Annotated in this window: 10 protein-coding genes; all 10 read left to right on the plus strand. The window is 64.8% G+C overall.

Annotation, left to right across the window (positions count from 1 at the left end; translation table 11 throughout):
• The first annotated feature begins 37 nt into the window (after positions 1-37).
• Positions 38-460, plus strand: coding sequence for a LexA family protein (locus tag BoBH3_RS03440; RefSeq protein ID WP_262329344.1), 423 nt, complete (start codon positions 38-40; stop codon positions 458-460).
• Complete coding sequence (locus tag BoBH3_RS03445; protein WP_262329345.1) at positions 457-1,737, plus strand: Y-family DNA polymerase; 1,281 nt, start codon at positions 457-459, stop codon at positions 1,735-1,737. Before BoBH3_RS03440 ends, BoBH3_RS03445 begins: the two co-directional genes overlap by 4 nt.
• Positions 1,737-2,009 (plus strand): hypothetical protein, encoded by a 273-nt coding sequence (locus BoBH3_RS03450; protein ID WP_262329346.1) that lies wholly within the window; start codon positions 1,737-1,739, stop codon positions 2,007-2,009. Before BoBH3_RS03445 ends, BoBH3_RS03450 begins: the two co-directional genes overlap by 1 nt.
• Positions 2,010-4,065: 2,056 nt before the next feature.
• Positions 4,066-4,962 (plus strand): substrate-binding domain-containing protein, encoded by an 897-nt coding sequence (locus BoBH3_RS03455; protein WP_316045078.1) that lies wholly within the window; start codon positions 4,066-4,068, stop codon positions 4,960-4,962.
• The gene (locus BoBH3_RS03460) at positions 4,959-6,413 is read left to right on the plus strand and encodes a sensor histidine kinase (protein WP_262329347.1); all 1,455 of its coding nucleotides are present in this window, start codon (positions 4,959-4,961) and stop codon (positions 6,411-6,413) included. The genes BoBH3_RS03455 and BoBH3_RS03460 overlap by 4 nt, the downstream gene beginning before the upstream one ends.
• Complete coding sequence (locus tag BoBH3_RS03465; protein ID WP_262329348.1) at positions 6,403-7,722, plus strand: sigma-54-dependent transcriptional regulator; 1,320 nt, start codon at positions 6,403-6,405, stop codon at positions 7,720-7,722. The genes BoBH3_RS03460 and BoBH3_RS03465 overlap by 11 nt, the downstream gene beginning before the upstream one ends.
• 172 nt (positions 7,723-7,894) lie before the next feature.
• Positions 7,895-8,416, plus strand: a complete 522-nt coding sequence (locus BoBH3_RS03470; protein ID WP_262329349.1) for an arsenate reductase (azurin) small subunit — start codon at positions 7,895-7,897, stop codon at positions 8,414-8,416.
• Positions 8,417-8,430: 14 nt separating this feature from the next.
• Positions 8,431-10,893 (plus strand): arsenate reductase (azurin) large subunit, encoded by a 2,463-nt coding sequence (locus BoBH3_RS03475; protein WP_262329350.1) that lies wholly within the window; start codon positions 8,431-8,433, stop codon positions 10,891-10,893.
• Positions 10,894-10,979: 86 nt separating this feature from the next.
• On the plus strand, positions 10,980-12,239 hold the full coding sequence (locus BoBH3_RS03480; RefSeq protein WP_262329351.1) for a molybdopterin molybdotransferase MoeA: 1,260 nt from the start codon (positions 10,980-10,982) through the stop codon (positions 12,237-12,239).
• 29 nt (positions 12,240-12,268) lie between these two features.
• Positions 12,269-12,655: a c-type cytochrome gene (locus tag BoBH3_RS03485; protein ID WP_262329352.1), complete on the plus strand. Its 387-nt coding sequence runs from the start codon at positions 12,269-12,271 to the stop codon at positions 12,653-12,655.
• The last annotated feature ends 43 nt before the right edge of the window (positions 12,656-12,698 follow it).

Consider the following 12,698-nt stretch of genomic DNA (forward strand, 5'->3'; position numbering starts at 1 on the left):
TGTTCCTATTTTGTTCTTTCAATAGGAGCCCTTTCCGATGCACATGTCGCCCGCCGTCCTTGGACCGCCGATCTTCCTGCCGGTCTACCTGAAGGCGGTGCGAGCGGGCTTCCCAAGCCCTGCGGACGACTACCTGGACGCGCCCATCGACCTATCACGTACTCTGATCCAAAACGCCCCGGCGACCTTCGTCATGAAGGTTGCCGGCGACAGCGCAATCGACGTCGGGATCTTCGACGGTAGCTTGATTACGGTCGACCGCAGCCTGTTGCCGCGGGACGGCGACGCCGTCGTGGTCGACGTCAACGGCGAGCGCTCGATCAAGATTTTCAGGCTCGCCGGCGGTCGATCAAGTCTCGCGTTCGGCAACCGGCGATATCCGGACTATGACCCCGGGAGGGATGCCCAGATCGAGATCTTCGGCGTCGTCACCAACACGGTGCGGCGCTTCCGGCGATGACGCGCTCTTTTGCCCTGATCGACGGCAACAGCTTCTACTGCTCCTGCGAGCGGGTCTTCGATCCGAAGCTGAAGGGCAGGCCAGTCATCGTTCTGTCCAACAACGACGGCTGCGCGGTCGCCAGGACGGCCGAGGCGAAGGCCCTCGGGATCAAAATGGGAGCGCCGATGTTCTCGATCCGCGACCTCTGCAAGCGCGAGGGCGTGGTCGTCTTCTCGTCCAACTACACGCTGTACGGCGACATGAGCCACAGGATGAACACCGTCTACCAGCGCTTCGCCCCGGACATCGAGATCTACTCCATCGACGAGAGCTTCCTCGACTTCACCCCGGTCGCCCCCGAGCAGCGCGAGGAGCTCGGCCGGGACCTGCGGTCGACGGTATCAACCTGGACGGGCGTTCCCACCTGCGTCGGCATCGGCCCCACCAAGACGCTGGCGAAGCTCGCCAACAAGATCGCCAAGAGCACGCCTCAACTCCTTGGCGTCTGCGACCTGACCAGCGAGGAAGCCCGGCGCGAGTGGCTGCCGCTGGTCGATCTGGCGGACGTTTGGGGCATCGGCAGAGCCAGCCAGGCCAAGCTGCGCGCCTTCGGCTGCAAGACGGCAGCCGACGTCACCGCGCTGGATCCCAAGCTCGCTAGGACGACCCTGACAGTCGTCGGCGAGCGCATCATCCATGAGCTTCGAGGTCAGCCCTGCATCGACTTGGAGACCGTCGCGCCGACCCGGAAGGGCTGCGCTGTGACCAGGTCGTTCGCTGGCCGCGTCGACGACCCGGACATGATGCAGGAAGCCATCGCGGCGCATGCGACGCGGCTGGGCGAGAAGCTTCGCCACCACGGCCTGGCGACGGACCATGTCACGGTGTTCTTCCATACCTCGCCTTACGATCGCGGCCCTGCCCGCAGCGTCTCGACCACGGTGGATTTCCCCGAGGCGAGCAACGACACGCTCGTCCTCGTGCGCGCGGCCAAGTGGGGCGCCCGCCGGATCTGGAAGTCCGGCTACCGCTACGCGAAGGCCGGGCTGATGACGGTCGACATCGTGCCGCTGGAAGCCTCGCAGCGCGCCCTCATCGGCTCGCTCGACCGCGAGAGGAGCGGCCGCCTCATGGAGGCGCTGGACGCCTGCAACCGGAAACTGGGACGCGGCGTTGTCTTCCCCGCGGCGGCGGGCATCGCTCGGCAGAACAAGGCATGGATTACGAAGTTCGACATGCGGTCGCCACGTTACACCACGCGGATCGATGAGGTCCCCGTCGTAGGAAGGGCGTGATGCCAGGGTTCATCCACCATGTAGAAATGAAGGTCGACGCCGCGGCGGCGCCGGAGCGCTTGCGCCGGATCGACAGCTGGTGCGGCGACTGGCAAATCGGCTTTCGCGTGCTCGATCCGGCTCCCGGTTCGGAGAACATTCGCATTGCGTTTGAGGACCCCCGACTGGCTAGGGCCTTTGTCGGCCATTTCGGGGGCGTATTGGTTGACGGTCGTTCCGTCTCCAACGAGGCCGTAGTCGAGGACGTCTATGACCGCCTCGCTCGCTGGTAATGTGTTTGTAGAAGCCCACCGAGTGTCGGCGCTCCGCGATGCCCTTGAGGCATCCTCGTCTCGTATCTGGTCCAACGCATGTGCTAGCAGGGTGATTAGAGCGCCTCTCCGAAGTGTGGTCCGCGATCGGCGCCACGGACGGCGCTCGAGTGCTTTGGCCAGGGCGCGCTTCAGGGAGCGGCGCTGTTTCCCCGTTGGCGCGGGTGACGGACAGATCTTTTCATGTTGCCAGCGTATCAGTGATCGCACCGCACATGACGAGAGCGAGGTCATGCCGGATTGGCGGTGAACAGGTGAATTCGACACGGGAATAAGCGCCGCTGTGGCGGTTTCCAGCCACGCCGGGACGCTTCCAAGCAGGACGACGGCCCCGAGGGAGGCCGCACGCAGTGATGGCGATACCATGACCACCTCTGCAGGCCGATCATGCGTGGTTTTGTCCCCCTGGATCACTGGTGGCACTGGGTAGACCGACGATGTCGTGGCCGTTGAGCGCCGCTTCACGAACTTGCAGGACCCAGCAGACGCCGGGGGTGCAGCACCGAGGGTCTGTGTTGGTGTGGTCGCGACCACCTGGGCCTTATTTGTCGCCGCCGCCGGTGGAGCCGGCGTGGTCATCCTGGACAGGCGATCGCGACGCCTCCGGGGCCCATACGCCGGTCCCAGAACCAGCTGGGGCCTTCCTCGCTTGCCACCCGACTTCCGTGGCCTCCGGGACGTCTTAGGCGGTGTCCGGCTTGACTTAGCATGATACGTAGTCGTCCCTTGGATTCCGCTTGCCGATTTACCTGCGCTGTTCGCTTGCTGAGTCAGTGACTTAGCGGCAATTTTGTAGCAGGGGTTGCTACCGCTCCGGCGCATCTGCTTGATCCCGCAACCACGGGACATCCCGAGCGCGCGGAGCGCAGCGCGCGTCCATTCCGGGTTCTCCCTGAACCGGTCGAACTCGACCGTGTAGTTGACACTGCGACGAAGGTCTTTGAGCGAATTGCCCTGAGGGCTGGCGTCGCAGGACGATCGGCCACTCCGTCCCGAGCCCTTCCACCCGGAGGCGTGTATGTGCTTCCAGGCACGCTCGAAGTCGCCAACCTGGTCATCTTTGACCACGACAGTCAGGTCCCAATGGAGGTAGCTGGCTTGATCGACATGGAGGCATGCCGTCCAAGAGACGCAGACGCCCTTGATCTCGTTCTCGAGGGCGCGGATCAGCCTCTGTAGCTTCCGAGCGTGGCCAACATGGCAGGGGAACACGGTGTGGCTGACCGTGAGGACCAGGCGAAAAACGCTGCAGGCCTTGAGGCGTGGGCCGGATACGTCGACGTGCTTTAGAAGCCTGTCGTAGGCCACGTCGGCAACGCGGCACAGACAATAGCGGTAAAACTCCAGATCGTCTGAAAACGTTTGCGTAGGCGTCGCGCGCGAGGGTCTTGCGTTGAAACCTCTCCGGTCGATCCCGACGTTGGACCACGCCGTCGCCACAGCGGCCGCGCGATGGACCGCCCGGCAGTGGCTTGGCAGTGGCGTATAAGGAATCTTCCTAGAGATCATCGCACGGGTATGAGGAGCCAGCGGGGCATCCCGCGCTGGAACGCAAGACGCTCAATAAGGCTCTCAACCTCGGCTGGTCGGATAAGGCAGCCCCTGCTGCTACGCGCGGCTCTGACGCGCTCCGACGTACGCCATATAACCCAGGCGTCGTGATTCGCGGAGTCCTACTGCGGCGATTGAACGCCAAGGAAGAGGGGCGTGATGTGAGGCCTGCTTGGGGGCATTCGCCTCCCTCGCGCCCCTCTGTGCATGGCCGTCGCACTTTGTTGTAGAGCGGCGCAAAGCCGACAAGAGCTCCGTGTGCTGTTGCCTTGGCGAATGACCGGTTGAGGCGCCATCGCCGATGCCGTCAGTGGTATCCTACTTGCACACCTGACCCGCGATGAGCTCCATCCTAGCAGGGAGGCGCGAGGGAGGAGACGGGTGGAAGTCGCCTGGGATACCGAATTGACGGTCGTTCCCCGACAGCACAGACTGCAAAGAAAACAATACGATCGGGGAGGCCATAGTGTCCGTCGGTCAGCACCGACCACGAAGTCGAGTACTGTGGCCGCCCACGCGTAGGGCGGTGCTCGGGGCGTTGACAGGTGCCCTGGCGGTCTCCAGCCCGCCTATGGTGCGCGCTGCGCAGCCGTTCCGCTTCGGACTGACGCCCGTCTTCCTGAGCTCCGATCTGGAGCTGCTCGAGGCGCTCCAGAGGTACCTGAGCGCTGCGATGGGGGCTGACGTGCAACTCGTCCTCAAGCGGACCTACCAAGAGATCACCTCTCAGCTCGTCTCGGGGCTTCTCGATGCGGCCTGGATCTGCGGCTTTCCCTTCATCGCCTACCGCCGCGAGCTCGAACTCGTCGCCGTGCCGATCTGGCGGGGACGGATGACCTACCAGAGCTACCTCATCGTCTCAGCGGGGCGGGAAGCGTCGGCCATCGACGATCTGCGTGGCGACATCCACGCTTTCTCCGATCCGGATTCGAACTCGGGATACCTCGTCACCCGGGCGCTGTTGGCGGAGAGGGGAATCAAGGCGCCGGACTTCTTCAAACGCACATTCTTCACCTATGGCCATCGCAACGTCGTGCGAGCCGTCGCAGCGGGCCTCGCCCAGTCCGGTAGCGTCGACGGTTACGTCTGGGAGGTCATGACCGAGACGGAGGCCGAGCTCACGCGCCAGACCGTCCCGGCGTGGCGGTCGGACTGGATGGGGTTCCCGCCGATCGCGACCGCGGCCAACAACGCCGCGACCGAAGGGATCGCGAAGCTTCGCAAGGCCCTGTTCGCGATGCCGGGCGATCCTGTCGGTCGCGACGTCCTTGGCCTGCTCCGCCTGGATGGCTTCGCGAAGGGCGAGCCCTCGCTTTTCGACAGTATCGCCCGGCGGGTCGATCTCGTGAGGGCCTTGGGATGACGCTGTCGTCATTCGATCCGCGGCAATGGCCGCTTGCTTTCAAGGCTCCCCTCCTCGTGGCGGCCTTCATGCTCGTCGTCAGCGGCGTCATGACGAACGCGGTTCTTTCCCGCCTGCGCGAAACGCAGGAACGCCACGTGGCCGCGATGTCGACGATCTATCTGAACGGCCTCGCCGCCGCGCTAGTCCCTCATGTCTTGAGGGACGACATCTGGGAGGTCTTCGACACCATCGACCGTGGCGCCAGCCTCGAAGGCGGCTTCGGCCGCGCGACGATCGTCGTCGTAGACACGAATGGGCAGACCATCGCCGCCAGCGATCCGAAGCAGACTCCTGTACTCAGCCGGCAGGCCGACAGGGAGAAGGCCTTCCAGGGCGAGAGCGCGTTGATCGTGGATGCCGCGAGCGCGAGGGCCTACTCTCGTCGAGACCTTGTCTACCAGGATCGGCGCATCGGCGCGATCTATGTCGACTACGACGTCCGCCACCTACTGCGGGAGCGCGAGGACGTCCTGCGAACGCTGGTCTGGACGAATGCGGCGATTGCCGTCCTTCTGGCTGCCGTCGGCTACTGGATCATCCGGCGGATGCTCGGGCCCTTGCGTACGCTCTCTCGCCATCTCGACCTTGGTGTCGCAGGCGCAGTCCAGCCTATTCGCGCAGTCGAGGTTCAGGGGGCGACTTACGAATTCCGTCGTCTCTTTCGGCGGTTCAACATCATGGCAGACGCCGTCAACGACCGAGAGGCGATCGCGAAGGAGCTGGCGAACGAGGAGCGCCTGGCGAGCCTCGGACGTCTGGCGTCCGGCATGGCCCACGAGATCAATAACCCCCTCGGGGGGCTCTTCAACGCCATCGACACGATCAAGCGGCACGGCGAAAAGCCTGCCGTGCGCAACGCCTCGCTCGACCTGATCGAGAGGGGCCTGAGGGGCATCCGCGATGTCGTCCGCGCCACGCTCGCCACCTACCGCGCCGACCGCGACCCGCGAAACCTCGGCGCTGCCGACCTGGACGACCTGAAGCTGCTGCTCGGGCCGGAGATGGCGCGTCGCGCGTTGATCCTCGACTGGAGCAACGCGATCGAGCGGGAGCTGCCCGTGCCCGCCTCGGGTGTGCGCCAGATCGCCCTGAACCTTCTCCTGAATGCCTTACAAGCCTCGCCAACGGGCGCGCGGGTCCATTTCGGGGCCTCGGTATCCGGCGACCAGCTTGACTTGTCCGTACACGATCAAGGGCCTGGCCTTAGCCAGGACGCCCGGGCGGTGCTCGACGGTGTCGGCAAGCCCGTTTCCTCGGGTGACGGCAGTGGCCTGGGGCTCTGGATGACACGGCGCCTCGTGCACGATCTCGGCGGCCGCATCGCCGTCGAGACGTCTCCCATCGGTGGCGCCCTCGTGCGCGTTATCATTCCGCTAGTGGCTGTGGAGGAGATGCGCGATGTCGCTTGAACGCCGGGCCATTGGGGTCATCGAAGACGATCCCATCATGGGAGAGTCGCTGGTCCAGCGCCTGACGCTCGAAGGCGCCCAGGTCAGCTGGTGGCGCACGAAGTCCGACGCCGTGACGGGACTTGCTCGCAGCCGGCACCATGCCGTGGTCTGCGACCTGAAGCTGCCGGACGGGTCCGGCGAGGACATTTTCGCCGAAGCCGTCAAGTCCGAAGGCGCGCCGCCTTTCCTGTTCATGACCGCCTATGGCGAGATCGACCAGGCCGTACGCCTGATGCGCTGCGGAGCGGGCGACTACGTCACGAAGCCATTCGACATGGCAGCCTTCCTCGAGCGCCTGGAGGCGCTCGCCGACCCGCTCGAGGGCGATGATCACGGCATTCTAGGCGTCTCGGCTGCCATACGCGCGGTAGAACGAACCCTGGTCCGTCTGGCCAAGGTCAGCGCACCGGTCCTGCTGACCGGCGAGACGGGAAGCGGCAAGGAAGTCTGCGCCCGCCTCCTCCACGCCTCGCGTGGACGCGATGCCGGTCCCTTCATGGCAGTCAACTGTGCGGCCATCCCTGCCGAGCTCATGGAAAGCGAACTCTTCGGCCACGAGAAGGGCGCCTTCACCGGAGCGCAAGGACGCCACTTGGGGTACGCCGAGCGCGCCGGCACGGGCACACTCTTCCTCGACGAGATTGGCGATCTCGCCCCTCGGCTGCAGGCCAAGCTCCTCCGTCTCCTGGAGGACCGGACGTTCACCCGCGTCGGCGGCGAGCAACCCCAGGCCTTCAAGGCCCGCATCGTCTGCGCGACAAATGCTGACCTCCCCGCGAAGGTGAGGGCGGGCACCTTCCGAGAGGATCTCCTCTACCGCATCAACGTCGTGAATGTGCCATTGCCGCCGCTTCGCGACCGTGGCGAGGACATCGTCTGGCTCATTGACCGGTTCGTCTTGGAGCGTGAGGAACAAGCTGGGGACCGCATCCACGGCCTCAGCGCTTTAGCGCTTGAGGCCGCGCTCGCGCATAGCTGGCCGGGGAATGTGCGTGAACTGAGAAACCGCGTGGAGCGGGGGATCGCTCTCGGCGACGGGCCTCTGTTGATGCCCGGCGATCTCTTCCCCGACATGGCGCCGACATTGCCGTCAGGAATGCGCGAGGGACTGGATGGCGTACGCGACGAGGCAGAGCGCCGGCACATCATCCGGGTGCTGGCGGAGAACGGCGGAGCCATGCAGGCGACGGCCAAGGCCCTGGGAATCTCCCGTACGACATTGTGGGAGAAGATGAAGCGCCACGGGATTCCGACACCCTCGGCATGACCGGAAAGCCGGACGTTCGCGCTCGCAGCATGTTCGGAATCCCGAACATCCGAGAGACGCGCGAAAAGCCCATGTAATTGAAATTAAAACATTTCTAAAGCAGAGCTCGATCGGCACGCGATCTGCAGTCCTCCAGCGCCGGCTCAGAAGAAGCAGGTCTGGAGGGTTCCCAATGAAGAAGTGCGATCTGATGGTCGACATCGGCCGACGCCGGTTCCTGTCGGGAGCCGGCATCGCCGCAGCAGGTGCCGCGGCGACCACGATGGTCCCGGGAACGGCTCAGGCCAAGCCTGCATCCGCCCGCGTCGATTATCCGGTCAACCGCCTTGGGACCGTTTCGGAGCTGAAGGTCAACGAACCCAAGGACGTCTCCTATCCCGACGCAGACGCGCCTGGTGTCCTCATCAAGCTCGGCAAGCGCGTCCCCGGGGGCGTCGGCCCCGATGGCGACATCGTGGGCTTCGCGACGCTCTGCCCCCACAAGGGCTACCCGCTCGCCTTCAACGCGACCGACAAGACCCTGAACTGCCCTGGCCACTACTCACGCTTCGACTGTGAAGCCGGTGGGCAGCAGATCTGGGGCCAGGCGACGCAGAACCTCCCGCAATACGCGCTTCGCGTCGAAGCCAACGGCGACATCGTGGCGGAGGGGCTCGACGAGCTCCTCTACGGCCGCCTGTCCAACGTGCTCTGAGGGGAGGATCGACCATGACCTACAAGCGCCAGATCGACCGCCTCCCAATCGTCCCAGCGGACGCCAAGGAGCACAACGTCACCTGCCACTTCTGCATCGTCGGCTGCGGCTACAAGGCCTACACCTGGGACATCAACAAGCAGGGCGGTACTGACCCGAGCCAGAACAAGTTCAAGGCCGACCTGTCAAAGCAGGAGGGCGCCAACAGCGACGCCTGGTACTCGCCCTCGATGTACAACATCGTTAAACAGGGCGGTAAGGACGTCCACCTCGTGATCATGCCGGACAAGGGCTGCTCCGTGAATTCCGGCCTGGGCTCGGTTCGCGGCGCCCGGATGGCCGAGACCTCCTTCTCCGAGGCACGCTCGACTCAGGCACAGCGCCTGACCGACCCCATGGTCTGGCGCTATGGCGCGATGTCGCCGACCTCATGGGATGACGCTCTCGACCTCGTCGCCCGCGTCACCTGCCAGGTCGTCAGGGACCAGGGCGAGGACGGTCTCTTCGTGTCAGCCTTCGACCATGGCGGAGCCGGCGGTGGCTACGAGAACACCTGGGGCACCGGGAAGCTCTACTTCGGCGCCATGAAGGTGAAAAACATCCGGATCCACAACCGGCCAGCCTACAACTCCGAGGTCCACGCCACCCGAGACATGGGCGTCGGCGAGCTCAACAACTGCTACGAGGACGCCCAGCTCGCGGACACGATCGTGATGGTCGGCGCCAACTCGCTGGAGACCCAGACAAACTACTTCCTCAATCACTGGGTGCCCAATCTGCGCGGCACCTCCATCGACAAGAAGAAGGCCGAACTTCCGAACGAGCCCCACGCTGCCGGCCGGATCATCATCGTCGACCCGCGCCGCACCGTCACGGTCAATGCCTGCGAGACCGAGGCGGGCAAGGACAACGTGATGCACCTCGCCATCAACTCGGGCACGGACCTCGCCCTCTTCAACGCCTGGATGACCTATATCGCGGAGAAGGGGTGGACGGACAAAGCGCTGATCGCGGCTTCCACGAACGGCTTCGACAAGATGGTCGCCGCCAACAAGACCACGCTCCAACAGGCGGCAACCCTGACCGGGCTGACGGTCGACCAGATCCGACAGTCCGCCGAATGGATCGCGATGCCGAAGGAGGGGAATGCCCGCCGCCGTACCATGTTCGCCTATGAGAAGGGCCTGATCTGGGGCAACGACAACTACCGCACCAACGGCGCTCTCGTGAACGTCGCGCTCGCCACCGGCAACATCGGCCGGCCGGGCGGGGGCTGCGTGCGCCTCGGTGGCCATCAGGAAGGCTACTCGCGGCCCTCCGACGCGCATGTAGGTCGTCCGGCCGCCTATGTCGACAAGCTCCTGCTCGAGGGCAAGGGCGGCGTCCACCACGTCTGGGCCTGCGACCACTACAAGACCACCCTCAACGCCCATCAGTTCAAGCGCAACTACAAGAAGCGCACCGACATGGTGAAGGAAGCCATGGACTCGGTGCCCTTCGGCGACCGCGCCGCGCTCGTCACGGCGATCGTCGACGCCATCAAGAAGGGCGGGTTGTTCTCGGTCGACGTCGACATCGTGCCGACCCAGATCGGGCAGGCCGCCCATGTCTGGTTGCCCGCCGCCACTTCGGGTGAAATGAACCTGACCTCGATGAACGGGGAGCGGCGCATGCGCCTCGTCGAGCGTTACATGGACCCGCCCGGCCGCGCGATGCCGGACTGCCTGATCGCGGCTCGCATCGCCAACAACATGGAACGCGTCTACCGCGAGATGGGGATGGCGCAGGTCGCCGACAACTTTGAAGGCTTCGACTGGAAGACCGAGGAAGACGCCTTCATGGACGGGTACGCCAAGCACGAGAAGGGTGGGGAGCACGTCACCTATGCGAGGCTGAAGGCGATGGGCACCAACGGCTTCCAGGAGCCTGCCACAGGCTTCGCCGACGGCAAGATCGTCGGCACCAAGCGCCTCTTTGCCGATGGCAAGTTCGGCGGCAAGGACGGCAAGGCGACCTTCATGGAGACGCAGTGGCGTGGGCTCCAGGCCGCCGGGAAGCAGGCCGAGAAGGACAAGTTCGCGTTCCTGATCAATAATGGGCGCGCCAACCTCGTCTGGCAGAGTGCCTATCTCGACCAGCAGGACGACTTTGTCATGGCCCGCCAACCCTACCCCTTCATCGAACTGAACCCCGCCGACATGACGGAGCTCGGCTTGAAGGACGGCGATCTGGTCGAGGTCTTCAACGACAATGGCTCGACGCAGGCGATGGCCTATCCCACCCCCTCGGCGAAGCGGAAGCAGGCCTTCATGCTCTTCGCGTTTCCGACCGGCGTCCAAGGGAACGTCGTCTCGGCCGGCGTCAACGAGTTCGTCATCCCGAACTACAAGCAGACCTGGGGCAACATCCGGAAGATCGCCAACGCCCCGGAGGGAACCAGGCACTTGTCCTTCAAGAGCCAAGAGTACGCGGTCTGATCGACGCGCCTATATGGCCGCTCCTTCGCGAGCGGCCATATCCCTTATGCTCCAGTGCTCCAGCCCTCGCCTGTCGGGTCCCATTCATGACGATCGCGATCACCCCACAGGCCCTCGGCGCTCTGCGGGAGCCTCGGAAAGACCTCCTGTCGGTTCCGGAAGCCTGCGCTTGCGCGGCGCGATACGCCGCGCGCTTGCGAGAAACAGAGACGGTGCCGATCTTCGGTTCCATGGGACGCACCCTCGCGGCGGCCGTCGCGGCCAGGGTGGCCATGCCACCCTTCACTCAGTCCGCCATGGACGGGTACGCCCTCGCCGCCGGCGATGGCCTACCCCCCGGTTCGCGCATCGATGTCATCGACCGGATCGCCGCAGGCTCGGTCGGGAAGAGGGTCTTAGAGGGCAAGGCATCTCGCCTCTTCACGGGCGCTCCGCTGCCCGACGGGGCCGACGCCGTCGTCATGCAAGAACACGTGGAGCGCGAGGGAAACGTCATCATACTTGGCCGGCCGATCAGAGCGGGCGACAACGTGCGATATCGCGGCGAGGACATCGAGCCGCTCGAGCCGCTCCTCGGCGCGGGTGAACGGCTCGACGCCCGTCACGTAGCGCTGCTGGCGGCGCAGGGGATCGACCGCATCGACGTGCGCATCCGTGCGCGCATCGCGGTGATCTCCACAGGCGATGAACTGCGACAACCCGGCACCGGCCTGGAGGCCGCCGCGATCTACGATTCCAACAGGCCGATGTTGCTCGCCCTCATTGCGCAGGCTGGCCTGATCGCGATCGACGGCGGCTGGGTGCCGGACGATGCGGGCCGCCTTTCCGCCCGCATGCGCGAACTCGCCGAGTGTGCGGACCTCGTCATTACCAGCGGCGGCGCATCGGTGGGCGAAGAGGATCATGCCCTGACCGCCCTCCAGAGGGCAGGAGGGCAAGGAGAAGCGCTGAGAATCGCGCTGAAGCCAGGGAAACCGGCCGTCGTCGGCTCGATCGGTGCAGCGGCCTATCTGGGTCTTCCAGGAAACCCGGTGTCGAGCTTGGTCTCCTGGCTCATCCTTGGCCACGCCATGGTGAGCACGCTCGAGGGCCGGCCTCCGCGGCGTCGCCTCGGCTGCCCGATAACCAGTCGCTCTCGCTTCGACAGGCGTCCCGGGCGCGCCGAGTTCGTGCCGGCCCGCCTGTTGGAAGATGGGGGCGTCGAGATTCTCGGGCGAGGAGGGTCGGCTCGCTTGAGACCGCTCGTCCAAGCCGATGGCCTGGCCGAGATCGCTGCCGAGAACGCTGGCGTCCTGCCAGGAGACACGGTGCTTTTTCACCCCTTCCGCGACGGCTTCGTCGTCTGATCCAGAACCCCATCAGGAGCATCGAGGACATGAAATCCGTCTGGCCTATGCTTGCCTTCGTCGCCCTATCGGCAACCGGCGCCATTGCGCAGGACATCGCGGCCGGCGAGAAATCCTGGAACAAGTGCCGAGCGTGCCATCAGGTCGGCGAGACCGCCAGGAACGGCGTCGGGCCGCAGCTCAACGGTTTGTTCGGACGGCACTCCGGCGCGGTGGAGGGGTACAGCTACTCGGTGGCCAACAAGAACTCCGGCATCACCTGGGATGAGGCCGTCTTCGGGGAATACATCAAGGATCCCAAGGCCAAGATCCCGGGTACCAAAATGGTCTTCGCGGGGATCAAGAACGAGCAGGAGATCAAAGACCTGATCGCGTTCTTAAAGCGGTTTTCGAAGGATGGAAAACCAACCGAATAAGCGGCGCCTGGCACCAATCGGTTCAAAGGGGCGAATTAGCAAT

Source organism: Allobosea sp. BH3, assembly GCF_025499465.1.
Classification (GTDB): Bacteria; Pseudomonadota; Alphaproteobacteria; order Rhizobiales; family Beijerinckiaceae; genus Allobosea.